Origin of the sequence: Qiania dongpingensis (genome assembly GCF_014337195.1) — a bacterium.
GTDB lineage: Bacteria > Bacillota > Clostridia > Lachnospirales > Lachnospiraceae > Lientehia > Lientehia dongpingensis.
On sequence record NZ_CP060634.1, the window covers coordinates 550,885 to 574,863 of the forward strand.

The window sequence follows — 23,979 nt, forward strand, 5'->3', positions numbered from 1 at the left end:
AGGTGCTTTCATGGCCCAAGAATCTTTTTATGCGACATCCAGTTATGCCGCAGGCATGCTGCTTCAGCTGATCCTTTCCTCATCCGGCAATGGAGCCGCCGCCAACTCGTCCACCGTAAACTATACTTTAAATTGGTGCAAGCCTACCATAAACGGCAGCTATGCTTATTCCCACGGAAATCATCTGTATCTTACACTGAATGGAAACAGCATTATTTCCACTGCTGATTATGGACGTATTGATATCAGCGGTCTTCCAGCCGGAGGAGTCGTTCAGCTCGCTTCAGGAAATATTACAGTCGCTCACAATGCAGACGGTACCAAAACAATACCTGTATATGCCAGATTTTACCAGAGCCAACGCTCTGACTGCGACTATATCATCAGCACCACATTCACTCTGGACAAAATAAACCGCTATGCAGCGGTATCTCTTACCGTAGGAGGAATAACAAAAAACAGTATTTCAGTCACCGCAAATACATCGCTGCCATGCAAAGTCTTCAATTTCCAGTATAGCCCAGATAACGGAACTCACTGGTATGCCGAAAATGACTCCGGCGCGATAAGTGGCGCCGCAAAAATATACAATATACAGTCCACGAAAAGCTATACTCATACCTACTCCAACCTGCATTATGCTTCCGCATATAAATTCCGATGCCTAGTGACCACTGACGCCAATCAGTATACCGGAAGCGGCAGCGTCACTCCCGTCGGCGCTTCCACAGCAGTTCCCGCACTGGCAGCTCTGGCTTCTTCGTCCGTTGTACCGAACAATAACATGACATTTGGAATATCTATACCAGACTCAGGGACAACATACAGTATGAGTGTCCGTACTGACAACATGGACGCCCCCGCGGCCTACCAAATTCTGGAGGACGGCTCCAACCGGCATTCTGAAACTTCAAGAACGGCAAGTGCGTCATTATGGGCTACCTGCTTCTATCCATACTATCCCAGCTCCACCAGCGGAAAAATCAGCGTACGAGTTGTCACCTATTCAAAGGATGAAAACAAATATATGGGTGAAAACCGTTACTCTCTTAATGTAGACTTTTCATCCGTCAATCTCAATCCGGTGATTGGTAGTGGTTTTGCGACATTCACCAGAAGCCTGCCGGACGGGATTCTGAGTAACTTTGTAGATGGATATACAATCACCAGCCAGGATGCCAAAGTCCGCGCCTCATGGAATGCGTCCCATATCACCCTTAAAGGCGGCGCCTCCATAAGAGGCTATAGAATCAGCTGGAATCAGACTACAGAAAACCTTTTGTCTGCTTCTGCTACATCCTATACATCCTACAGCACTATTGTTGGACAAAATCCTTTTAAAATTGAGGTAATCGACTCAAGGGGCCATTCCGCGAACACTACTTTAGCGACTTTAACATCTGTTAAATATGAGTCCCCTGTAATCTCGCTGGTGATCAACCGAAACGGTTATTCCAAAAATATCATCATAGACGGGAAATGCAATGTCTCTCCCTTATATATTAACAGTACTTTTTACAATACTTATACACTGTCCATTCAATACAAGCGTCTTTCAGACACTTCCTATACAAGTATCACCGTTTCACCTTCTTCCATGGACACAGATGGTTATTTTACAGTCAGTCAGATGGTTTCCGATATCTTTTCCCTGACTGATTCCTATGAGATTCTTGTCACATTGTCAGATAAAGTAGGAACTACGATCACCAGGACCTATTCCATCCCCGCCGCAACTCCGCTTCTTTCCATGTGCGAGGATGGAGCAGTCGGTGTAAATTGTTATCCTGCCGAGGAAAATATGTTTGCAGTAAACGGAAACAGCCATTTCAGCGGAAATGTCTTTGTGGAAAATCAAATCACGGCCAAAAGCAGTCTCGGTATCGAGGGGACTTTATCCGTCGGACAGGGCAGTACCTTCAACGGCGTCGGCACGTTTAAAAGTAATATTTCCGTGGCCGGTACAAGTTCCTTTACTGGTTCCTCCACATTTTCCGGCAGTCTTTCTGCAAGGAGCGGCATCAAAATAAAGTCTGCCTCGTCAAGCAGCGAGATTACATCTCTCTATTCATCCAGCAGTTCCTTGATGATCGGAAATAATTCATGGAACAACATATACTATGATGTCGCAGCCGCCAATTATCATATTTTTCGGTCCGGCGGGGCATCAAGGATTGAAATACGTCCTGACTGTATTTTTTCCAATCAGGGAATTATCTCCCATCTGGGAAGCCAAGTGGCTCAATTTCGCGCTGTCTATGGTAATTATGGTTTTATTATCCGGAACGACGGAGGAAACACACATTTTCTAGTGACCAACTCTGGCGACGCTTATGGCGGCTTTAACGGATTAAGGCCACTCAGCATCAACAACTCCACTGGAAAATGCGCAATAAACGCCAGTACCGTGGAAATTTCTTCCGGCCGGGGCCTTCATATGACCGCCGCGCCAAGTGACGCCAATTTCCCTCATATATATGGTACCAGCAATATGCTGGCGCTTGGTCCATGGAATTCCAACGTCTATGATATTGTAATTGGTATAAGCGGATCTGACGGGAACGATTCTTACGGGCTGCGTCCTTCGATAAAGAATGGCGTCGCCGGACATGTACATTTAGGTACGCCCACCTATAGATGGCGCAATATTTACAGCGCTACATCGGTAAATGTATCTTCTGACCGACGCGAAAAAAAGGATATTGTCTACACTCCCTATGAAAAATCCATCGCCTTTATCCGTTCCCTAGCCCCGGCTTCCTATAAATATATAGACGGCGATTCTGGCAGGACACATAAAGGATTAATCGCACAGGACGTGGAAAACAGTCTTTCCGAGCTCGGCCTTACATCCATGGATTTTGCCGGTCTCATTAAATCTCCGGTATATGAAACCATAAAGGATGAAAACGGAGTAGAACAGCCCACAGACATTGTAAAAGACTATACATACGCTTTACGTTACGAAGAGTTTGAGTCAGATATCATCAACGTATTAAAATATCTTTTGGATGAAAACACAGCAATCAAAAAAGCAATTGAAACTAGAAAAGAGAGGTAACCTATGCAAAAACCCATATCCATGGTAATTTCAGAACTGCGTGAGAAAGTATTCGATAGTATCAATACATCCGGATTAAATCCGACGATTATCCGTTTTGTCATGAAAGACATCTACATTGATATCGACTCTCAGGCCAAAGCATTTGAACGGCAGGAAGAAGAGCAGTATGCCAAAGAATCATCCACTGAGAACAAAGAAAGTACCGATACCTGCAATGAAATACGCCCATAACTAAAAATAATCTATAACCATTTATGTCATTATTTAAATTTAGGAGGTAATCTTATGTCAAATACAAATTCAACGGTATCCCAATCATCCATCTTAACAGTTGGAAAGAACGCGTCACTTTACGATTTTAATACAATAAATGCCGCTGTCACCCACGCCAGACAGTATTGCAGCAAGACTAACCGTGTCGTCATTAAAATCGCATCCGGCACCTACAACGAACAGGTGGATCTATGCAACAATCCAGGTATTGATTTAATCGGGGAAGGCATGGATACGACAATACTCTCATATCCCAGCACTTATCCCAACGCGCCAATCTACACCACCGGACAGGGATATTTCAGCGGGCTTACTTTTTCAGCCGCTTCAGGAAGCAATTCCTATGGCCTACACTATGAAAACGGTAGTACCAGGATTTCAGGGACGACTGTTTTCCGGAATTGTAAGTTTTCCTCTCCCCACAATGCCATTGGATGCGGGCTAGGCGCCAATTCTACTCTGTCCCTTTCTAGTTGTGTCCTTCAGGGAACTGGCGGAGGCGCTCCTTTATATCTGCATAATGCGGCATATGCCAACTCACCGAATCAGGTTTTTGAAATGTTTGATTGCGTTTTATACGGAAAGAACTCCTCTTCCAATGAATCGGTCTTGATCGACGACGCTGCTAAATTTTATGGAGTTGCCAACAGCACTGCACAGTTACGTTTTTCCAACAACCGGATGATCAGCAGTACAAAAGTTATTTTCCGGGAATCAGATACTACCCGCTATCCATATATTCCTGTTTCGAATAAGAACATTACCTTGAATCCTTCCAATACTGGAAATACCACCCGGGCATTAAATTATAACGAAGGCTGGAAAAACGGACAGGCCTATGTGATCAAGTCTGAACAACCCGTATACAATGCCAGTTATTACTTATATTCTGTCCCCATGGAAAATGCAGACAAATATAATATTACCTTAACAGCAGTAAATATTCCCGGTTTAGCCAGCATACTTTCTGACTGCAGTATCCATTCCACAAGCGCTAATGGATTTGTTATCAAAGACACAAATCCCAATGGGACCAACTTTGGCATGGAGATAGCATATACAGCATCACTCAAAGGGTAATATTTCCGCCAATTTTTATAACTTAGGAGGAATCTATGGCAAATGCACTCCAAACTCACTGTACCAAAAATGACTGCTATAAAGAAGGAACGCCCCTCTCGGGCGTTTCTTTTTTGATCGTCCACTCTCCTGCCGTCTATCCCGTCATCATCCGGGCGCAGTCCGGCGCGGGAGGCGGCTGGTTCAAGCGCTGGAACAAGCCGGGAGTGGAAAAGCTGGTCCACGGCTTCATCGACGACACCGGGGTTTATGAGCTCGCTCCCCTTTCCATGTCCTGCTGGCACATAGGAAACGGATGGGGAAACGCCCATTGCATCGGCTACGAATTATGTGAACTGGAAACAGCGGCGGAATTCCGGAAGGTCTGGACAAATGCCGTCTCTCACTATGCCGGACTATGCAAGCGCTTTAACCTGGATGCCGGCCAGATTCTAGGCCATTATGAGGCATATAAAAAAGGAATCGCTTCGAATCACAGCGATCCGGAGCCATATTTCCGCCGCTTCGGCAAAAGCATGTCCGATTTTCGGGCAGAAGTACAGGAGAGGATATCCGGAGGGGCCACCTCCTCTGATTCTACTCTGGATACGCTGTTTCCCACAATTACAGAAGTCTATGAACCATGGGCTTATGAGAAAATATGTAACCTGACAAAATCAGACCCGTATCTAAATGTCCGTACCGGCCCCGGCACATCCTATCAAGTCATCCGCCGGCTGGGAAATGGAAATGAAGTGGATGTGGCCGCACTTTATGCCAACGGTTGGGCGAAAATAAACATTGTAGGACAAGAAGGATTCGTGTATGCTGGATATCTGAAGATCTCCGGCAGGCAGACAGACCATTCCGCCGTTCAGTCTGACACCGTGTGGGTCGGAAAAGTCACCGGAACCGGCGGCGCAGGTTTAAACGTCCGTACCGGTCCCGGCACATCCTTTGATAAACTGGGTGCCTGGCCTAAGCTGGGCGACGGAAATCTGGTGGATATTTTAGGAGAATCCGGCGGCTGGTATCAGGCAAAAATCGCCGGCAAATATACGGGCTGGGTATCAAAAGATTATATTCGGAGGGCGTAAGCCCTCCTTTATGAAAGGAATGGTGCTCTTTGAATGTCGTATATCACGGCTTTAATCGATAATGGAATCACGCACACTGTCATTCTGATCTTCGCTCTCCTGTTTGCCGTCCAGGAAATTCTGAAACTGGCGGACTGGACAGCCGGACGCTTCGGAATAGAAACAAAGTGGTCCCTGAAAGAAAAATCTCAGGCTCAGATGCTGACCGAGCATGATAAGATGCTGACAGGTATATCTTCGGGCCTTCAAAAGACCAACGAGGAAATCAATTGCCTCACATCCAGAATGAAGGAATTAAGAGAGCTGATTGAAAAAAACGATCATGAAAACCGGCTGTTCCATCTGGAGATTCAAAGGAAAAACGATGCCAATAAACGGGCGGAGCTGAAAGACCGGATTGGTCAGTCATACCGGTATTATCACACTCTCAAGGAATGGAACCGGATGGAAAAAGAAGCGTTTTACGATCTGGTGAAAGATTATGAGCTGCACGGAGGAGAAAACAGCTTCGTACACGAAAAGTGTGTACCGGAATCCTACACCTGGGAACTGACCGACTAAACTTCCCAAAATAAAAGAGCGCCGTAACACGGCGCTCCTCTTATGGACCTGAGGGGAATCGAACCCCTGTCCGAAAGCCCTTCCATCCAGGTTTCTTCCATCATAGTCCTTGTTTTAACATTCCCTTACACAAACGCCCAAAGACAGGCTTATGTGCTTAGTAGCTTCATCGTTTCTTCCATCTCCGCAAAGCTTAAGAGACGAAGTTCCCCACTTTCACGATGCCGAGGTCCTAAGCTGTGAGCGGCCTAGGGTCGACAGCTGCAATTAAGCAGCGTACGCTAACTGATCGTCTGCGTTTATATTTAGGTTTTCCATGTTGATGACGCAGTCACGGTCTGCGGATGGCTTCCCAAACTTCTAAACCCCCGTCGAAACCAGTACAAGCCCTGGTTACATATGACTCTCAGTGTAGTGCTATTATATGCCCAAAAACGGCGGTTGTCAAGTCTCGTCATGCATATGATCGTGGTCATGGTCATGACGCTCTTCCGCTGGGAGCTCCAGTATCTCGCCCAGCACCTGAATCATGATCTCATTGGTACAGGATTTTATATATCCCATCATGTTGAGCAGAATCTCATCATTCATCTGGTCCTGGCTCAGATCCTCCCGCTTTTTCAGCTGATCCAGCATCATGACAAGCTGCGGCGCCAGCTCTTCATAGGTCTCCAGCGTAACGCCCGTCACCAGACGGCGCAACTCTTCTCTCGTATCCGGCTTCATTTAAAGCTCCTCCTCAACCCAGATTTCGGATCTTAAATTCTTTTTCCGCTTCTCTTTTCTGGTCCTTCTTGGCTATATCCTGCCGTTTGTCATACAGCTTCTTTCCTCTGGCCAGTCCGATTTCCACCTTGACCAGGCTTCCCTTGAAATATACCTTAAGAGGTACGACCGTAAAACCCTTCTGCTGGATTTTTCCCACCAGCTTATTGATCTCATAGCCGTGAAGCAGCAGCTTCCTCACCCTCAAAGGATCTTTATTGAAAATATTACCCTTTTCATACGGGCTGACATGCATTCCAAAGATGTAGACTTCTCCCCGTTCAATCTTCACAAAAGATTCTTTGATGCTGCATTTTCCCATCCGAATGGACTTGACTTCTGTTCCCGACAGGGAAATCCCCGCTTCATACGTATCATCAATAAAATAATCGTGATATGCCTTTTTATTATTCGCGACCAGCTTATAGCTATCCTTTGACACTATTCTTCCTCCCAGGAGCGCTCCGGCACAAAGTCGATGGTACCTCCCACTTTATCCACTGCGGCCACTCGCACGCGGATTCTCTGGCCCAGCTTATAGACCTGTTCTGTGGCGGTCCCTACCAGCCGGTACTGCGCTTCATCAAATTGATAATAATCCCCGTCAAGAGCCGACAGGGAAATCATCCCCTCCACGGTATTGGGAAGCTCCACATACATTCCCCATCCTGTAACGCCTGATATCACTCCGTCAAACACTTCTCCGATGTGACCCGCCATATACTGGCATTTCTTGAGTTTTTCCGCTTCTCTTTCCGCGTCATCCGCTTTTCTTTCCATGGAAGAGCATCCGGCGCATACCTCAGGCAGGATTCCGGCGTAGTGCTCCTTACGCTTCTCCGTCATCTTTCCTGACAGACATTCGCCCATTATCCTGTGTATCTGCAGATCTGGATACCGCCTGATCGGCGAGGTGAAATGGCAGTAGTATTTCGCCGCCAGACCAAAATGCCCGATACATTCCGGCTGATACTTGGCCCGCTTCATGGAACGCAGGGTCAGTCTGCTTATGAGCGCTTCCTCCGGTGAATCCTGGATGCCCGCCAAAAGCTTCTGAAGCTCCTTGGGGTGTACCTCCTCCTGTCCCATCCTCAGATGAAATCCAAAGTTGCTGATGAGGAGCGCCAGCTCCCGAATCTTATCCGGATCCGGATTTTCATGGGTCCTGTAAACAAACGGCTGCCCCTGCCAATAATAATCCTCCGCTACCGTCTCATTCGCCAGCAGCATAAAATCCTCTATGAGCATCGTAGCCACATTTCTGTCATAAGGCTTTATTTCCACCGGTCTTCCTTCTTCATCCAGAAGTATCTTACTTTCCGGGAAATCGAAGTCAATGGACCCGCGCTTTTTTCTCTTCGCCCGAAGGATGGAAGATAAATCTGCCATCAGCCGGAACATAGGCACAAGCTCTTCATATTCCCGGCGCAGTTTTTCATCACGGTCTTCCAGGATTCCCTTCACAGCAGTATAGGTCATCCTCCTGTCCACGCAGATCACAGACTTCATGATTTCGTGTCCGAGCACGCGGCCCTTTCCGTCAATTTCCATTATACAGCTGAATGCCAGCCGGTCAACCCCCGCGTTCAATGAACAAATACCATTGCTGAGCTCCTTCGGGAGCATGGGAATGACGCGGTCCGTCAGATAAACACTGGTGCCGCGCTTAAGCGCTTCTCTGTCCAGCGCGCTCCCTTCCTTTACATAGTGGGATACATCGGCAATATGGACTCCCAGCTTATAAATTCCATCTTCCATGGAAATGGAGATCGCATCGTCCAGATCCTTTGCGTCTTCTCCGTCTATGGTCACTGTCTGGAGACTCCGGAAATCCTTCCTGCCTTCCAGTTCTTCCGGAAGGACTGAAGCAGGAATCCGCTTCACTTCAGCCAAAACCTCGTCGGGAAATTCACTTTCAAATCCGTAGGCCTTGGCAATGGAAAGGATATCCACTCCGGGATCTCCCACCCGGCCCAGGATCTCCGTAACACGGCCCTCCGGATTTTTCCTGCCGTTTCCATAATCTGTGATCTTCACTGCGACGCGTTCGCCGGTGGATGCTTCCATGGAGTGTTCTTCAGGAATGAACACATCACTGCAGAGCTTCTGGTTCACCGGTACGGCAAATCCGAAATTCTTGCATTTTTCATAAGTGGCGATGATTTCTTCATGGGCCCTTACAAGTACCTTGACCACACGGCCCTCCGGGTTCTTTCTTCTTCCGCTTTTCTTTCCGCTGCAAAGTGCTACCTGGACTGTATCTCCGTCCATGGCATTTCCCACTTCATCCTCTGAGATAAAAATATCCGGTTCCGGCTCCTCTCCTTCTGCTTTTTCCACAACGACAAAACCAAATCCTTTTCGGTTCCCCAAAAATGTGCCGGTGATCAGAAAATTCTCCGCCAAAGCATACTTCCCTCTCTTTGAGAGACCTATCTTTCCCTCTGAAAGAAGGGCATCCAAAACCTCTTGAAGTTCCGGACGCTCTTCTTTGGATATTCCCAGCAGGATCGCCAGCTCCTTGATCTTAAGAGGGACATAATTTTTATGGCCAAAAAGCTTTAAAAGCCGCTCTTTTCGTTCTTCCATCCTTTCGGCCGCCGGCCTGTCATCGGAAAAGGATTCCTCTGCTTTCATTTTAGGCTTTGACTGCACGGTTCTTTCATATTCTTTCCGAAACTCCTCCCGCCGGCCGCGCCCTTTTCCTTTTCGTGTTCCTCCGGTTTCCCACTTTTTCTCTTTTTTCTTTTTATACGTTCCGCCTATTCCGGGCTGATTTTCTCTTCCGCCGCTCCTTTTTTCATTTCCGTTATCCATTTCTCTCCTATTCATCCGGCTTCTGTTTTTTGTCCTGCACGCCGGAATGCTGCAACCATGACGGAAAATTTCCTTGTATCATAACAAAAAGGGATTCATCCCGCCAAAGGCGTGTCGTGAATGCCTTGGCAAGCAATGAATCCCATCTTCTCCGCTATACAGGTCCCGCTTAAAGTATGTTCAGCACAAGGGCAAGCAGCAGAAATAAAATCGCCGCATACTTCGTAACCTTTTCCAGCTTTCCCTCGATCGAACGACCTTTATTCTTTCCCCAGAAAGTCTCGGCAGCGCCGCTTATGGAGCCGGTCAGTCCTGCTGATTTTCCTTCCTGCAGCAATACTATCACAACCAATGCCAAACACACCATCAAGAAAACCACGGTTAAAATCACTTTCAAAACAGTCATCTTCACACCTCCTATGGTCAAACATAGTTATCTTACCATAAAAGGACAGGATTGGCAACTATTTTTTAAAACGCGGCAAAAGGATGTTCATATACGGCCTGGCTTCCCAAAGACTCTTCAATCCGCAGAAGCTGATTGTATTTGGCGTTCCGGTCCGAACGGCAGGGCGCTCCCGTCTTGATCTGGCCCGCATTGACCGCCACAGCTATATCCGCGATAATCGCGTCCTCTGTTTCCCCGGAACGGTGGGAAATAACGGCATGATAACCGGCCTTCTGTGCCATTTCAATGGCCGCAAACGCTTCTGTCAACGTTCCAATCTGATTTACCTTGACCAGAATGGAATTGGCAATCTTCTGTTCGATTCCGCGCTTCAGCCGTTCCGTATTCGTCACAAACAGATCGTCTCCCACAAGCTGGATCTTATCTCCCAAACGGCTTGTGAGAAGCTTCCAGCCGCACCAGTCCTCTTCATTCAGCCCATCCTCAATGGATACGATGGGATAACGGTTCACCAGATTTTCGTAATAATCCACCATTTCTTCCCGCAGTCTCAGGATCTCTTTTCCTCCCATCCTGCTTTCGCCGGGGAAATAGTACACGTCTCTGTCCGGATCATAAAGTTCACTGGACGCCGCGTCAATGGCGATTCCCATATCCACGCCCGGTCTCAGCCGGCATTTTTCAATCGCCTCCACCAAAAGGGACAGCACCGCTTCCGTATCGGGAAGGTCCGGCGCAAACCCGCCCTCATCTCCAACGGCTGTGGACAGGCCCTTTCCTTTCAAAATCCCTTTCAGGGTGTGATATACCTCCACGCAGGACTGCAGGCCGGAAGAAAAATCGGATGCGCCCACCGGCATGATCATGAATTCCTGCAGGTCCACTGTATTATCTGCATGTTTTCCGCCATTCAGTACATTCATCATCGGAACCGGAAGATTCCTCGTGTAAATCCCTCCCAAATAGGAATAAAGGGGCATGCCGAGCGCGGCGGCAGAAGCCCTCGCCGCAGCCATGGACACACCAAGAATCGCGTTTGCTCCCAAATTCCCCTTATTCTCTGTGCCGTCGGCATCTGTCAGAAGCTTGTCGATCCGCCCCTGGCACATGGCGTTTTCAGAAAGGATGGCATGAGCCAGTACTGTATCAATATGATCTACCGCTTTTTTAACTCCCAGGCCGGAGTAACGTTCCCCGCCGTCCCGGAGTTCGACTGCTTCAAATTTTCCCGTTGATGCGCCTGAAGGAACGCTGGCCCGCCCCTTGACCCCGCCTTCTAAAGTAATTTCTGCTTCTACGGTAGGATTCCCCCGGGAATCCAGGATTTCTCTTCCCTTGACGCCCACGATCTTTAAAAATTTATCCATTTCATTCTCCTTTTTTCCATAATCTTTATGAATTAGTATAAGAAATCCGTACATTCCTATTCGTAAATCTCCGTAAAATTTATAAAATCTCAGAATTTTTCAAGTATACCTTTGAATACCTTTCAAACAAGTTTTTTGTCTGATTTGCAAGGCAAGAAGAAATCCGCTTCCATCCAGGCGGCTCGCTGGCAGCCGTAACCAGCATCTTTGCGGCCTCCAGTCGGTCCTTTCCAACTGACATGGATAAATCGATATTTTTCCATGTCAGATTCCAATAAAAACCTGCATGAGATTCGGTTTTTACCTCCCTGCGGCCGGGAAGATTCTGCTAACGCCTTTGCGGTGCTCGCCTTACGATGGAATCGGATCCTTCCTCTTGCTCTTTCTTCCGCACCGAAATAAGCACTCATTTGCCTCAAAAGCCATTGGGGCAGTCCACCGCGGCCCGCTGCCATAAGGCGCGCGGGCCATGTGGATATCCGATTCTTTTCTGGAATCAAGGGAACCGAGATTATCCGAAAAGGTGCGGAGGGCAGGACACCGGCAGAAAGATTCCGGGCCGGCCTAAAGGTGAGCGCCGCAGGGCATAGGCCGGTGTTCCCCAGGCGGAGGGAGGCAGAAACGAAATATACCGATTCCGTTTCTGAGCGAACCGGAGACGGAAAATCATCCGGATTTTCCGTCGACATGTGAGCGGTACTGCCGGAGCGGGGATAAAGCGGCCCCTGCATCGCCAGCGAACCGAAATCGTGACGGCCCGGAACTTCTGCCGGTGCTAAACTGGAAACTAATCGGAGCTTACTAAAAATGATTCCAAAAAGTATTTTGTATCATACCCAAGGGCATCCCTTAATACATGCCCTCCGGGCAGGCGCACCTCGTGCGGCAAAGTATACCCAAGGGCACCCCTTAATACATGCCCTCCGGGCAGGCGCACTTCGTACGACAAAGTATAAAAAAAGAAACTGCAGCAGACTTCTCTGCCGCAGTTTCCTTTTCTTTAAGCTGCTGTTATTTCATACCTCGAAGCTCAATTCCCATTCCTTTTAATTCTTTCAGGATTTTTTCCATAATCTCATTTACATCTTTATCCTCCAGCGTCCTGTCCTTCGCCCGGAAAGTAATGGAATAAGCCACGGATTTATAACCTTCCGCGATCTGGCTGCCTTCGTACAGATCAAACATATGATAGGTTTCCAGAAGCCGGCCGCCTTTCCTTTCAATGGCCTCTTCCACCTGTCCAACCAGAATGTCCTTGTCCATTACCATGCTGATGTCTCTGGTCACTGCCGGGAACTTCGCAATTCCCTCGTATTTCCGGTCAAAGGAGGCACATTCTGTCACCACCGGCATATCCAGGACAGCCACATAAGCCCGGTCTCCGATATCATAATTGTCCAGGACCTCAGGATGAATCTCTCCCAGATATCCCATTACCTTCTGATGATAGGAAATCACTGCCTGGCGCCCGGGATGGAGGAACGGTTTTCCGGCCTCCGGACTGTAGGTTATCTTATCTCTCATTCCCAGCCTGTCAAATATTTCCTCTATGACTCCCTTGAGTGTAAAGAAATCCCCGTCCCCGTAAAATCCAAGGGTCATCTGCATCCTCTCATCCGGCAGCTCCGTAAGGGGCAGCGCCTTCGGCAGATAGATATTTCCCAGCTCATAGAGCTTTACATCTTTATTTCTCCTGTTATAGTTAAAAGCCAGTGAAGTGAGCATCCCATTTAAAGATATGGTCCTCATGATACTGAAATCCTCGCCGAGGGGATTCGAAATATCCACCGTACTCCGGAGAGGGGAATCTGCTGGAAGGAGAAGCTTGTCAAATACCTTCGGGCTCTCAAAGGAATAGGTCATGCCCTGGCTGAACCCGCAGAATTCCGCCACTTCTCTGACTGCCTCTTCCACCCGAAGCTTAAAGGACAGCTTCCCTGTGGTCGCCTCTCCGGCCGGAAGAGAAGTCGGTATGTTGTCATATCCAAAAAATCTGGCCACCTCTTCCGCAATGTCCGCCTCACATACCAGATCCTGGCGGAAGGTCGGCGCGACGATCTCTCCGGCCGCCTCATCCACCAAAAGCTCCAGCGGTCCGAAATAAGAAATCATATCCTCTCTGGAAATATCCGTCCCCAGAAGCCGGTTGATCTTATCGGGATCAAAGGGTATGCGCCTGGGTTCCGGCTTTCCTGCACAGACATCGATCATTCCGCCGACCACCTCGCCGCATCCGAGCTCTTCGATCAGCTGGCAGGCACGATTGATAGCCGCCTCTGCGTTATTGGGATCCAGTCCTTTTTCATACTTTCCTGACGCATCGGTTCGAAGCCCAAGACGCTTCGCGGACAGCCGGATATTCGTGCCGTTAAAACAGGCGGACTCGAAAAGCACCGTTTTCACTTCATCGGTAATCTTGGAATTTTCACCGCCCATGATTCCGGCTATGCCAATTTCCTTTTCCGCGTCATTGATCATGAGAATATTGTTATCCAGCTTTCTCATCTGTCCGTCCAGGGTCTGGAACTCATCTCCATCCTTTGCACGCTTTACGATAATCTTATGTCCGGCAATGGTATCCAGATCAAACGCGTGCATCGGCTGTCCATATTCCTCCATGACGTAATTGGTGATATCCACCAGATTGTTAATGGGACGGATGCCGCTGGCGGCAAGACGTCTCTGCATCCACTCTGGAGAAGGGCCGATCTTAATATTTTTCACCACCCGGCCGCAGTATCTCGAACACAGGTCACTGTCCTCCACTTCCACAGACGCATAATCATGGACATCCTCTCCGTTTCCTTTAGCTTCCGGAACCGGAGCTTCAAACTTCTTCCGGAAGGTAGCGGCCGCTTCCCTCGCGATTCCCAGGACGCTGTAGCAGTCCACACGGTTCGAGGTGATCTCATATTCAAATATGATATCGTGGAGTCCTAAAAGCTCTATGGCATCGGCGCCGACAGGCGCATCCTCTTTCAAAATGTATATTCCCGACTCCGGCGCATCCGGATACATGTCTCTGGAGGAGCCGAGCTCTTCGATGGAACACATCATGCCATCGGATTCCACTCCCCTCAGTTTTCCCTTTTTAATCCGAATCCCATTCTCCGGCATCGGACCTCCGTCATGGCCGCCTGCCACCTTGCCGCCGTCTAAAACAACCGGCACTTTATCCCCTGTCTTTACATTGGGGGCGCCCGTCACGATCTGTATGGTCTTTGTCCCGATGTCTACCTGACAGATGATCAGCTTGTCGGCATCCGGATGCTTTTCTATGGATAATATCTGGCCCACGACGATTTTCTCCAGGTTCTTGTCCAGGCACTCGTATCCCTCCACCTTCGTACCGGAAAGAGTCATGGCGTCCGTATATTCCTGAGCCGTCACATCAAGGTCAGGAACATAGGCTTTGATCCAGGATAATGCTGTATTCATAATTGTTGTCCTTTCTTATTATATTAGAATTGCTTCAGGAAACGGATATCATTTTCATATAAAAGGCGCATGTCATCTATCTCATATTTCAGAAGGGCAATACGTTCCAGGCCGACGCCAAACGCGAAGCCAGAATACTCCTCCGGATCAATGCCGCTCATACGCAGTACATTGGGATGCACCATACCGCAGCCCAGAATTTCTATCCATCCGCTCCCTTTACAGAAACGGCAGCCCTCTCCATGGCATTTGAAGCAGGTGACGTCCACTTCGGCGCTGGGCTCTGTGAATGGAAAATGATGCGGACGGAATTTCACCTTGGTATCCTCTCCAAACAATTCCCTGGCAAATTCAGCCAAGGTTCCCTTAAGGTCGGCAAATGTGATTCCCTTGTCAATCACAAGCCCTTCTATTTGATGGAAGGACGGAGAATGAGTGGCATCCACTTCATCGGAACGGAACACCCTTCCCGGTGCGATCACGCGGATCGGCAGCTTTCCTTTTTCCATGGTACGAACCTGTACAGGAGAAGTCTGGCTCCTGAGGACGATCTTATCATTGATATAAAAGGTGTCCTGTTCGTCTCTGGCCGGATGTCCCTTTGGGATATTGAGCGCTTCAAAATTATAGTAATCGTATTCCACTTCGGGTCCTTCTACGACTTCATAACCCATGCCGACGAAAATACGCTCTACTTCTTCCAACGCGATCATATTCGGATGCTTGTGCCCGACGTTATTCTTTTTAGCCGGAAGGGTTACGTCAATGACCTCTTTCCTTAATTTTTCCTCTCTGGCCTTTTTTGCCAGAGCAGCCCTGGTCTCCTCCAGCTTCGCTTCGATGACGGCGCGGGTCTCATTCACCATCTGACCCACCCTCGGGCGCTCTTCGGCGCTCACATCTTTCATTCCTTTCAAGACACTGGTCAGCTCGCCCTTTTTCCCCAGATAAGCTACCCGGATCTCGTTGAGAGTCTCCAATGCGTCAGATCCGGCAATCTTTTCCAATGCTGCCTGTCTGATCTTTTCCAGCTTTTCTTTCATAATTATCTCCTTTGCTTTGCCTGCGATTATCTGTAAATGAAAAAAAATCCCTCTTGCCACTACGGCAAAGGGACGAATTCTCGCGGTACCACCCTGATTCCTGCATCACACAGGCTCTCATTTTCCGCCTAACGCGCGGTCACGTCATCTCCTACTATACAGGAAAAAACCTGTAATTGGGAAACGCGGCTCCGGTGGGAAACTCAACACTTGTCTGAACCTAAGGGGGCTTTCAGCCGGTGGCCTCCTCTCTCTGAAAGAAAACAAGCGTCTACTGACACCTTCTACGCCTTTTCAAAGTATCATATTAATTGATAACCTATGACATATTTTAACATAAAACCTTCTCTTGTCAAGGTTTATTTTGCCGCGCCCCCGATTCCTCTCTTGAATTCTCATTCGTATCATGCTATGATTTCAAAGACATTAAATGCGTTCAGGAATTGTTTTCCTCAATAGGAGTTTATAGATGAAACACATCAAGTTATTTTTGGGAAAGCTCATCGACTATATGCTGGACGATAGAGTTTCCGTATATGCGGCGCAGGTTTCTTTTTTTGTGATCATATCCGCGATACCGCTTGTTATGCTCTTGATCCCTCTCATACAGTTTTTGATTCCTCTTTCTCAGGACACCGTCACAAAGGCAATCCTGGCCGTGCTGCCCAGTTCTGAAGAGACGCAGCGCTTTGTCACCAGCCTGTTAAACGACGTTTATACAAATTCTGCCAGCACGATCATCTCCGTCTCCGCCATCACGACTCTCTGGGCCGCCTCCAAAGGCATTTATTCCCTCCAGCAGGGCCTCAACAGTATTGCATACACAAAAGAGACAAGGAACATCGTCATTCAGAGACTGTTATCCATTGTCTACACCCTGGGATTTATTTTCGTACTGATCTTCACACTGGGCGTACTGCTCTTCGGCAACAAGCTTCAGCTCCTCCTGGAATCCTGGATTCCGTCGCTGGCTTATTTTTCCAGCGTGATCATCTTATTCCGGACCGGTCTTTCCATTACGCTTTTCATGCTGTTCTTCGTGCTGATCTATACGATACTGCCAAATAAAAAGCTCTCTTTCTGGAAGCAGATCCCGGGAGCCGCGTTCACCACTTTCGGATGGCTGATATTTTCCTATGTCTATTCGTTATATATCGACCATGTGGCGAATTTCTCCTATATTTACGGAAGCCTGACGGCCATCATCCTGCTGATGCTGTGGCTCTATATCTGCATGAATATCGTGCTTTTGGGAGCGGAGCTCAACAAAATGCTGGAAGACCGCTCCAGCAGACGTCAGTTAGATTCGTCCTCGCAGCCGCCCCATTCCACCACAGCAAAGCCGGACCGCTGAAACGGCTTTATTTCCTGTTCTTTGAGCCCGGCATGTTTCCCCGGATCACTTTTTTCCAACGGCCTATATGCCATGAATATCCAAGGGATACTTTCAATCTTCTGACTTCTCGGCCACCTCGCCTTGTCTTTTGTAAACAGAACCGGCAGGTACATATCCCCTGATCATGGAAAGCGGATATATACTGGTATTCCGCCCGATGACAGATCCTGGATTGATGACAGTGCCGCATCCTACTTCCACGAAATCTCCCAGCATTCCGCCTACTTTTTTCCTTCCTGTTTCTATCCGCACTTCTCCCGCTTTAATGACCACCAGTTTTTTATCGGATTTCACATTGGAAGTGATCGAACCTGCTCCCATATGAGAACGGTAGCCTAAAATCGAATCTCCCACATAATTGTAATGGGGAACCTGCACATTATCAAAAAGAATCACATTCTTAAGTTCTGTGGAATTTCCCACCACCACATTCTCTCCCACCAGAATGCTTCCTCTCAGGAACGCGCAGTGGCGGACCTGCGAATTTTTACCGATGACAGCAGGTCCCGTCAAGGACGCCGTAGGAGCGATCACCGCCGACTTCGCCGCCCAGATCATCTCTCCAATTTCCTCGTATTCTTCCTTGGGAAGGCTCCTCCCCAGCTCTATGATAAAATCACTCAGGCCCCCCAGCGCTTCCCAGGGATACGTAAAGCCTGATAAATACGGTGCCGCCAGAGTGTGGTTCAAATCAAACAATTCCGTGATCTCTAATTCTTTCATGTCATTAATGCTCCTCATATTTTGTTGCTTTTATTATAACAGCGGATGCTTTTCATTACCAGTATTTTTTCATCAGAGTAAAAATCTATCCATCTTTTTATGTTCGGCGCAAGAAAACAAAACAAGCGGCTCCTCATCGGGGCCGCCTGTTCTGCCTGTACTTGTTTTAACTTTTATCGGAAAGGGCCGGGTATCATTTATCCTTTTCCTTTCCGAACCGGTTCATGATCCAGACCAGTGCAACGATTATCAGGATCGCAACGAAGATACCGCCCATTCCTTTTCCCATGATTTCAAGAGAAATCAAAAAATTTTCCCACATATCCATATCTCCTTTCCACTTCCGTGAAACTGTGTCTTTACAGGAACTGTGTCACAAGGCTTACCACCAGGCCTCCGGCGATAACCGATGCGATCTGGCCGGAAACGTTGGCGCCTGCCGCCTGCATGATCAGAACATTGCCCGGCTTTTCCTCCATGGCCAGCTTCTGTACGACTCGGGAGGACATGGGGAATGCTGAGATTCCCGCCGCCCCGATCATCGGATTGATCTTTTTCTTTAAGAACAGATTGATGAATTTCGCAAACAAGACCCCGCCGATCGTATCAAACACAAACGCCAGCAGGCCGATTCCCATGATCATCAGCGTATTTACATTCACAAACGCGTTTGCCCTCATACTAAAGGAAATGGTGATGCCGAGCAGCAGCGTGATCAGGTTGGCCAAAGTTGTCTGGGCCGTCTCAGAAAGATTTCCAAGTACGCCGCATTCACGGAGCAGGTTGCCGAACATCAGGAATCCGACAAGAGCCACTGCGGAAGGCGCCAGCAGGCCAACAATGAAAGTAACAGCAATGGGGAAGACAATCCTCATGCTTTTTGAAACGGAATTCGGCTGATAATCCATCGTGATCTGACGTTCCTTTTTGGTCGTGACCAGCTTAATGGCAAAAGGCTGGACAATGGGCACCAGCGCCATATAGGAATAAGCGGCCACCGCAATGGGACCGATATAATTGGAATGCAGGATCTGCGACACCAGGATTGAGGTCGGTCCGTCCGCCGCGCCGATGATACCGATGGATGCCGCGTCCTGAAGAGGGAATCCCATCAGGCAAGCCGCCGACAGAGCAAAAAAGATGCCGAACTGGGCAGCAGCTCCAAAGAAAAACATCACCGGCTTCTGAAGCAGAGGCCCAAAATCGATCATGGCTCCAATGCCGATGAACAGCAGAATAGGCAAAGCCTCTGATGCTTCAATCCCTACCTCAAACAGCCACTGGATAATTCCGTTGGTTTCCCCCACCCCGGATAATACCTGGTTGATGACTCCGCTCATCGGGAGATTCACCAGGATTGCTCCAAATCCCATGGGAAGAAGCAGGGCCGGCTCATACTTTTTCTTGACCGCCAGCCAGATGAGGGCGATGCCGACCAAGTACATGACAGCCTGCTGCCAGGTTATTGATGTGATTCCTTCCAATAAAAAGTCCATATTCATTCTCCTTATCACATTATATAACAGTTGCCTGTAAGTGCGGTTTTTATTCCAGATTACGGTCAAGCTCTGACATCCGGATATCATAAATCAAAAAGAGACTCCTATCGCAACTAACACAAGCTGCAATAAAAGTCTCGCCATTTCAATTCCCAGCGGATTTTACAATCGTACTGACGCCGAAGAATCCATAATCATGCCGGCTACTCCCCTTTATTGATACCTCTTTTATTATACATATTTTTTCCAGTTTGTACAGAGCTATTTCCTGGATTTTTCAAAAATATGACGTTTTACCCTCTATCTCCACAGATGGATCGTCCCTTCGTCATTCATCTTTTTCAGCACCGTAGCCGTGATCGGAAACAGGAAGATCCCCCATATCCCCATCACCTTGGCTCCGGCAAAAATACAGATCAGCGTAACGATCGGATGAAGTCCCACCTGCTGTCCGATGATCTTCGGCTCCAGGATCTGGCGCACCATCGTAATGAATAAATACAGGATTAAAATTCCCACTCCAAAACCCATATTTCCCAGAACGCAGGAAACCAGACCCCATGGAATCAAGACCGTCCCCGTGCCGAGCACCGGAAGGATATCTACAATCGCTATCAGGAAGGCATACAGAAGCGGCATATCCACCCTAAGAATCAGGAAGCCCACATACAGCTCCACAAAGGTCACACACATCAAAAACAGATAGACCTTCAGAATCTTGCCCACCATCACCTTAGCATTCTTCGCCACATCCACGATCATGTCCCGTTTTTTGTCCGGCATTTGGCGCAACACAAAATTTTTGACATTTTCCAGATCCGCCGTAAAGAAAAAAGAGGAGATCACGGCAAACAAAAGCTGAATCAAAAGGCCGGGAAACGCGACCACATAGGAAGCCCCCAGACTTATGATGCTGCCGGAAGCTTTCAGGACGACCTCCTGCATCGTATTTTCCAGAGAATCCGCTACAGCCATCACACGATCCTGGTTTCCGGGGAAGCTCCCCGCGATCTTATCCATCAGCATACTGAGCTGAGGTTCAATATGAGTTTCATAATACGCCGGAAGCTTTTTGGCCATCTCCTGGATGAAAGCAAAGATCCGCGCGCCAAAGAAGTAGATCAACACCCCAAGCAGTACATAAAACAGGACTACCGCAACTGGGGCGAAGTATTTCCGGTCAAGTCTGATTTTTTTCGACAGAAACCGGATCACGGGATTCAGGATGACAGCCACCAAAAGGCCGATCACAAACGGAAGGAAGATGGGAAACAGCTTTTTCAAGATAAAATAGAGAACGCCGACCACAATGATAAAATACAGAAAATTTATGATAAATGCTTTTCTTTTTTCCAGCTTCCCATTCATGGCTATCCCCCGCAAAACGCCGATTGTTGTATACACTTTGCGGCAGGCCTAAGCCTGCCGCTTGTCTTTACTCTATCATATTATTTCATGGGGCTCAAGCATATGAAGACAACTTTTACAAAGTTTTAACGGAAACACCGTTTATGCTGTCATTTCAGGAAACCATTCACGATCTGCTCTTCCGCTTCCTGCTCCGTGAGCCCAAGTGTCATCAGCTTTGTGATCTGTTCCCCGGCTATCTTGCCGATGGCGGCCTCATGGATCAGAGCTGCGTCCGGATGATTCGCCGTTATTTCCGGTACCGCGCTGATCTTGGCATCGTCCATGATAATGGAATCACACTCAGAATGGCCGCTGCATTTGTTGTTCCCATGGATTTTGGAAACAAAAAGCTGACGGGAATCCTCTCTGGCCACAGAGCGGGATACCACATTGGCGCTGGAACCCTTCCCGTCCAAATCTACGACAAACTCACTCTTAGCGTCCTGCGACCCATGGGTCATCAGCTTTTCCGTAACCACGAACCTGGCTCCGTCCGCCAGCACTGCCTCCGTCGTCCGGATGGTAGAATCCACACCTTTGATCTGAACGCTGTCCATTTCCATATAGGCGTCCTGCCCCAGCTCCACGACAGTCTTTGGATTCATGATGCGCTTTCCGTTTCCGTCGCCCTCTCCATAATGCTTTTCCACATACCGGACCCTGGCTCCCTTTTCCAGGAAAAACCGGTGGATGCCGTCATGCTTTGATGTATCGCACCCGCTGTTATGGATGCCGCAGCCTGCGACGATCACCACATCCGCGCCCTCTCCCACGTAAAAGTCGTTGTAGACCACCTCCTGAAGGCCCGTCTGGCTTAAGATCACGGGAATATGCACGCTCTCATGCTTCGTTCCCGGCTTTATCCTGATATCTATTCCGGTTCCGTCCGGCTTGGAAATGATATCGATGTTGGCCGTGGTATTTCTGCTCTCAGTCTGCCCGTTAGCCCTGATATTATATGCGCCCGTGGGTATCTCATGAAGCCCCGCGATCTGCTCCAGCAATGTCTGTTCGATTGCGTCCATCAATATCCCTCCTTATAAAATCTGCAGTTCATATCATTCTCGTCGTTCAAAAGGCCGGGAAGGATGTCTTCTTTCTTCCCCTCCGCCGTCACGCGGCCGTCGGCAATCACGATGATCCTGTCCGCTATGTTCAAGATTCGCTCTTGATGGGAAATGATCAGGATGGAAGCTCCCGCGATCCGCTCATGCATTTTTTCAAAGACCTTGATCAGGTTGTTAAAGCTCCAAAGATCAATTCCGGCCTCCGGCTCGTCAAATACCGACATTTTCGTACCCCTGGCGATGATCGTGGCAATCTCAATCCTTTTTAGCTCGCCGCCGGAAAGGCTGGCATTTACTTCTCTGTTGATATAATCCCTGGCGCAAAGCCCTACTTCCGAAAGATAATCACATGCTCCGGCGGTGCTGATCTTTTCACCCGCCGCCAGACGGATCAAATCTAACACCGTCACGCCCTTGAAGCGCACGGGCTGCTGAAACGCATAACTGATCCCCATGTTAGCCCGTTCTGTGATGCTCTTATGGGTGACATCCACACCATCAAACAAAATACGCCCTTCCACGGGCTTCTCTATCCCTGCGATCACACGGGCCAAAGTAGATTTGCCACCGCCGTTCGGCCCCGTGATCGCGATGAACTGATCATCCTCGATCTTCAAATTCACATTTCTCAAAATCTCCTTCTGGCTGTTTTCTTCCTCCACCTGAAAGGAGATATTCTGTAATTCCAGCATAGGCTTTGCCCTCTCTTTCTTCCTCACGGGTATTTTCATTTTCCCCGGATTTTTCCTGGGTATTCCAAAATCACCTGTATGCCTCAAGACATCGGTTCTATATTTCTTCCAATCGCTTCCAATCCTGTTCTCTTACGATATAAGTCCCGAGAACATAGGTGCCAGGACCACGGTTATCACTCCGGCCGTCACGACCGCCAGACTGGACATGGCTCCTTCTACCTCACCGAATTCCAACGCCTTGCTGGTGCCGATGGCATGCGCCGAATTGCCGCAGGCCAGCCCGACTGCGATAGGATTGGTGATCCGAAACAGCCTGCACACTGTCTTTGCTGCGATTCCCCCAAAAAGGCCGGTGATGATAACGGCCGCCACTGTCAGAGTGGGATTCCCTCCCAGCTCCTCCGATACTCCCATGGCAATGGCCGTGGTAATGGATTTGGGCTGAAGGGAATGGTAGATCATAGCATCCAGTCCAAAAACCGCGCAGAGCGCCCAAATGGTAAATGCCGCCGCAATACAGCCGCTCACCAGACTGATGAGGATAGCCGCCAGATTTTTCTTCAGGACCAGTATCTGCTTATACATGGGAATCGCCAGGCAGACCGTCGACGGCGTTAAAAAGTAGGTGATATACTTGGCGCCTTGATCAAAAGTATCGTAATCAATATGAAACGCCGTCAGCACGATCACGATCAGAATCGTGCACAGAAGCAGCGGATTGCATATCGTATACGGAAATCTCTTTTGAATCCTAAGACCGATCCAGTACGCCGCAAGCGCAAGGAAAAAGCCGAAATAAACGCTTTCTCTGAACAGGTCATTCATGGGCTTTTTCCTCCTTGTCCGCTTTTTTGTCAAGGATGGCCTGAGCTACGATTCCTGTCACAGCCATAACTACTACCGTGCTGATACCGATGACCGCAAGAATCGATACCAGCTTGTCCGCCACGCTTCCCATGACCGTCATCAGACTGACACAGGGACCGATAAACAGGACCGGCATGATCTTCACCAAAAAGCTTCCGGTCTCTTCCACCTGCTCCAATTTGACGACCTTTGTCATCAGGAGCAGAAACAGGAGGACCAGGCCATACACGCTGGCCGGGACCGGCAGGGGCAGGACGCGGTTCAGAAATTCACCGGCAAAGGAGACTGCCATGATAACAGACAGCTGCTTTACATATTTCATATAATTCAAAATCATCACTCCTAGTCGTATATCTTTAATATCAAGTCTCTGCTATAGTTGCCCAGATATACCTCATCCCCGTACACCGCTATAAATTATACGGCTTT

General features: G+C 48.5%; 22 protein-coding genes, 1 other RNA gene and 1 other annotated feature. Of the genes, 7 read left to right on the forward strand and 16 right to left on the reverse strand.

The annotated features are described in order from the left end of the window. The first annotated feature begins 10 nt into the window (after positions 1-10). From H9Q78_RS02675 to H9Q78_RS02695, 5 genes are read left to right on the forward strand one after another with little or no spacing between them, the layout of a single operon-like run. Positions 11-3,061 (forward strand): DUF859 family phage minor structural protein, encoded by a 3,051-nt coding sequence (locus H9Q78_RS02675; RefSeq protein ID WP_249303458.1) that lies wholly within the window; start codon positions 11-13, stop codon positions 3,059-3,061. A 3-nt stretch (positions 3,062-3,064) separates the two neighbouring features. Then, on the forward strand, positions 3,065-3,295 hold the full coding sequence (locus tag H9Q78_RS02680) for a hypothetical protein (protein ID WP_249303459.1): 231 nt from the start codon (positions 3,065-3,067) through the stop codon (positions 3,293-3,295). A gap of 54 nt (positions 3,296-3,349) precedes the next feature. Continuing rightward, a complete protein-coding gene (locus H9Q78_RS02685; RefSeq protein ID WP_249303461.1) occupies positions 3,350-4,417 on the forward strand; it encodes a pectinesterase family protein in 1,068 nt (355 codons plus the stop codon). A gap of 35 nt (positions 4,418-4,452) precedes the next feature. Further along, positions 4,453-5,493, forward strand: coding sequence for an SH3 domain-containing protein (locus H9Q78_RS02690; protein WP_249303462.1), 1,041 nt, complete (start codon positions 4,453-4,455; stop codon positions 5,491-5,493). A 33-nt stretch (positions 5,494-5,526) separates the two neighbouring features. Then, on the forward strand, positions 5,527-6,054 hold the full coding sequence (locus tag H9Q78_RS02695) for a hypothetical protein (RefSeq protein WP_249303464.1): 528 nt from the start codon (positions 5,527-5,529) through the stop codon (positions 6,052-6,054). Positions 6,055-6,094: 40 nt separating this feature from the next. On the opposite strand, the gene ssrA is transcribed toward H9Q78_RS02695, so the two are convergent. From ssrA to eno, 6 genes are all read right to left on the reverse strand, one after another. Then, positions 6,095-6,444, reverse strand: a transfer-messenger RNA (tmRNA) gene (ssrA, locus tag H9Q78_RS02700). Between the two features lie 54 nt (positions 6,445-6,498). Then, positions 6,499-6,780: a hypothetical protein gene (locus H9Q78_RS02705; protein ID WP_249303466.1), complete on the reverse strand. Its 282-nt coding sequence runs from the start codon at positions 6,778-6,780 to the stop codon at positions 6,499-6,501. 13 nt (positions 6,781-6,793) lie between these two features. Then, positions 6,794-7,261, reverse strand: a complete 468-nt coding sequence (smpB, locus tag H9Q78_RS02710) for an SsrA-binding protein SmpB (RefSeq protein WP_147596648.1) — start codon at positions 7,259-7,261, stop codon at positions 6,794-6,796. Continuing rightward, positions 7,261-9,456: a ribonuclease R gene (rnr, locus tag H9Q78_RS02715; RefSeq protein WP_334298677.1), complete on the reverse strand. Its 2,196-nt coding sequence runs from the start codon at positions 9,454-9,456 to the stop codon at positions 7,261-7,263. Before rnr ends, smpB begins: the two co-directional genes overlap by 1 nt. 349 nt (positions 9,457-9,805) lie before the next feature. After that, complete coding sequence (gene secG / locus H9Q78_RS02720) at positions 9,806-10,042, reverse strand: preprotein translocase subunit SecG (protein WP_249303467.1); 237 nt, start codon at positions 10,040-10,042, stop codon at positions 9,806-9,808. 65 nt (positions 10,043-10,107) lie between these two features. Further along, positions 10,108-11,412 carry a phosphopyruvate hydratase gene (gene eno, locus H9Q78_RS02725; RefSeq protein WP_249303468.1) on the reverse strand — a complete coding sequence of 435 codons (1,305 nt, stop codon included), beginning with the start codon at positions 11,410-11,412 and terminating at the stop codon, positions 10,108-10,110. Between the two features lie 471 nt (positions 11,413-11,883). On the opposite strand from eno, the gene H9Q78_RS02730 reads away from it, so the two are divergent. Next, positions 11,884-12,105 carry a hypothetical protein gene (locus tag H9Q78_RS02730; protein ID WP_249303469.1) on the forward strand — a complete coding sequence of 74 codons (222 nt, stop codon included), beginning with the start codon at positions 11,884-11,886 and terminating at the stop codon, positions 12,103-12,105. A 318-nt stretch (positions 12,106-12,423) separates the two neighbouring features. Here H9Q78_RS02730 and pheT read toward each other — a convergent pair whose 3' ends face one another. Next, a complete protein-coding gene (gene pheT, locus H9Q78_RS02735) occupies positions 12,424-14,850 on the reverse strand; it encodes a phenylalanine--tRNA ligase subunit beta (protein ID WP_249303472.1) in 2,427 nt (808 codons plus the stop codon). 23 nt (positions 14,851-14,873) lie between these two features. After that, a complete protein-coding gene (pheS, locus tag H9Q78_RS02740) occupies positions 14,874-15,893 on the reverse strand; it encodes a phenylalanine--tRNA ligase subunit alpha (RefSeq protein ID WP_249303473.1) in 1,020 nt (339 codons plus the stop codon). A 65-nt stretch (positions 15,894-15,958) separates the two neighbouring features. Beyond that, positions 15,959-16,189: a binding site (T-box leader), on the reverse strand. A 173-nt stretch (positions 16,190-16,362) separates the two neighbouring features. Here pheS and H9Q78_RS02745 point away from each other — a divergent pair. Next, a complete protein-coding gene (locus tag H9Q78_RS02745) occupies positions 16,363-17,247 on the forward strand; it encodes a YihY/virulence factor BrkB family protein (RefSeq protein ID WP_249303475.1) in 885 nt (294 codons plus the stop codon). Between the two features lie 93 nt (positions 17,248-17,340). On the opposite strand, the gene H9Q78_RS02750 is transcribed toward H9Q78_RS02745, so the two are convergent. The 8 genes from H9Q78_RS02750 to H9Q78_RS02780 form a co-directional block, all read right to left on the reverse strand. After that, positions 17,341-18,012 (reverse strand): LbetaH domain-containing protein, encoded by a 672-nt coding sequence (locus H9Q78_RS02750; RefSeq protein WP_249303476.1) that lies wholly within the window; start codon positions 18,010-18,012, stop codon positions 17,341-17,343. Between the two features lie 193 nt (positions 18,013-18,205). Beyond that, a complete protein-coding gene (locus tag H9Q78_RS14465; RefSeq protein WP_283245075.1) occupies positions 18,206-18,334 on the reverse strand; it encodes a hypothetical protein in 129 nt (42 codons plus the stop codon). A gap of 37 nt (positions 18,335-18,371) precedes the next feature. Next, positions 18,372-19,508: a sodium ion-translocating decarboxylase subunit beta gene (locus tag H9Q78_RS02755; protein WP_231062351.1), complete on the reverse strand. Its 1,137-nt coding sequence runs from the start codon at positions 19,506-19,508 to the stop codon at positions 18,372-18,374. A gap of 303 nt (positions 19,509-19,811) precedes the next feature. After that, positions 19,812-20,879, reverse strand: a complete 1,068-nt coding sequence (ytvI, locus tag H9Q78_RS02760; protein ID WP_249303477.1) for a sporulation integral membrane protein YtvI — start codon at positions 20,877-20,879, stop codon at positions 19,812-19,814. Positions 20,880-21,028: 149 nt separating this feature from the next. Further along, on the reverse strand, positions 21,029-21,946 hold the full coding sequence (locus tag H9Q78_RS02765; protein ID WP_231062349.1) for a SufB/SufD family protein: 918 nt from the start codon (positions 21,944-21,946) through the stop codon (positions 21,029-21,031). Beyond that, entirely contained in the window at positions 21,946-22,680 is a 735-nt protein-coding gene (locus H9Q78_RS02770) for an ABC transporter ATP-binding protein (RefSeq protein WP_249303478.1), read from the reverse strand. The genes H9Q78_RS02765 and H9Q78_RS02770 overlap by 1 nt, the downstream gene beginning before the upstream one ends. Before the next feature lie 132 nt (positions 22,681-22,812). Beyond that, positions 22,813-23,508, reverse strand: coding sequence for an LrgB family protein (locus H9Q78_RS02775; protein ID WP_249303480.1), 696 nt, complete (start codon positions 23,506-23,508; stop codon positions 22,813-22,815). Continuing rightward, a complete protein-coding gene (locus tag H9Q78_RS02780) occupies positions 23,501-23,872 on the reverse strand; it encodes a CidA/LrgA family protein (RefSeq protein WP_249304709.1) in 372 nt (123 codons plus the stop codon). The genes H9Q78_RS02775 and H9Q78_RS02780 overlap by 8 nt, the downstream gene beginning before the upstream one ends. Positions 23,873-23,979 lie beyond the last annotated feature (107 nt).

Bases quoted from the DNA above. Each gene is read 5' to 3' on its own strand.
- rnr (WP_334298677.1), bottom strand. From the start codon at position 9,456: ATGAAAGCAGAGGAATCCTTTTCCGATGACAGGCCGGCGGCCGAAAGG.
- H9Q78_RS02770 (WP_249303478.1), bottom strand. From the start codon at position 22,680: ATGCTGGAATTACAGAATATCTCCTTTCAGGTGGAGGAAGAAAACAGC.
- H9Q78_RS02745 (WP_249303475.1), top strand. From the start codon at position 16,363: ATGAAACACATCAAGTTATTTTTGGGAAAGCTCATCGACTATATGCTG.
- H9Q78_RS02775 (WP_249303480.1), bottom strand. From the start codon at position 23,508: ATGAATGACCTGTTCAGAGAAAGCGTTTATTTCGGCTTTTTCCTTGCG.
- H9Q78_RS02690 (WP_249303462.1), top strand. From the start codon at position 4,453: ATGGCAAATGCACTCCAAACTCACTGTACCAAAAATGACTGCTATAAA.
- H9Q78_RS02755 (WP_231062351.1), bottom strand. From the start codon at position 19,508: ATGGACTTTTTATTGGAAGGAATCACATCAATAACCTGGCAGCAGGCT.
- H9Q78_RS02695 (WP_249303464.1), top strand. From the start codon at position 5,527: ATGTCGTATATCACGGCTTTAATCGATAATGGAATCACGCACACTGTC.
- pheT (WP_249303472.1), bottom strand. From the start codon at position 14,850: ATGAATACAGCATTATCCTGGATCAAAGCCTATGTTCCTGACCTTGAT.
- eno (WP_249303468.1), bottom strand. From the start codon at position 11,412: ATGGATAAATTTTTAAAGATCGTGGGCGTCAAGGGAAGAGAAATCCTG.
- H9Q78_RS02765 (WP_231062349.1), bottom strand. From the start codon at position 21,946: ATGGACGCAATCGAACAGACATTGCTGGAGCAGATCGCGGGGCTTCAT.
- H9Q78_RS02685 (WP_249303461.1), top strand. From the start codon at position 3,350: ATGTCAAATACAAATTCAACGGTATCCCAATCATCCATCTTAACAGTT.
- H9Q78_RS02780 (WP_249304709.1), bottom strand. From the start codon at position 23,872: ATGAAATATGTAAAGCAGCTGTCTGTTATCATGGCAGTCTCCTTTGCC.
- ytvI (WP_249303477.1), bottom strand. From the start codon at position 20,879: ATGAATGGGAAGCTGGAAAAAAGAAAAGCATTTATCATAAATTTTCTG.
- H9Q78_RS02680 (WP_249303459.1), top strand. From the start codon at position 3,065: ATGCAAAAACCCATATCCATGGTAATTTCAGAACTGCGTGAGAAAGTA.
- H9Q78_RS02750 (WP_249303476.1), bottom strand. From the start codon at position 18,012: ATGAAAGAATTAGAGATCACGGAATTGTTTGATTTGAACCACACTCTG.
- secG (WP_249303467.1), bottom strand. From the start codon at position 10,042: ATGACTGTTTTGAAAGTGATTTTAACCGTGGTTTTCTTGATGGTGTGT.
- H9Q78_RS02705 (WP_249303466.1), bottom strand. From the start codon at position 6,780: ATGAAGCCGGATACGAGAGAAGAGTTGCGCCGTCTGGTGACGGGCGTT.
- H9Q78_RS14465 (WP_283245075.1), bottom strand. From the start codon at position 18,334: ATGTGGGAAAATTTTTTGATTTCTCTTGAAATCATGGGAAAAGGAATG.
- H9Q78_RS02675 (WP_249303458.1), top strand. From the start codon at position 11: ATGGCCCAAGAATCTTTTTATGCGACATCCAGTTATGCCGCAGGCATG.
- pheS (WP_249303473.1), bottom strand. From the start codon at position 15,893: ATGAAAGAAAAGCTGGAAAAGATCAGACAGGCAGCATTGGAAAAGATT.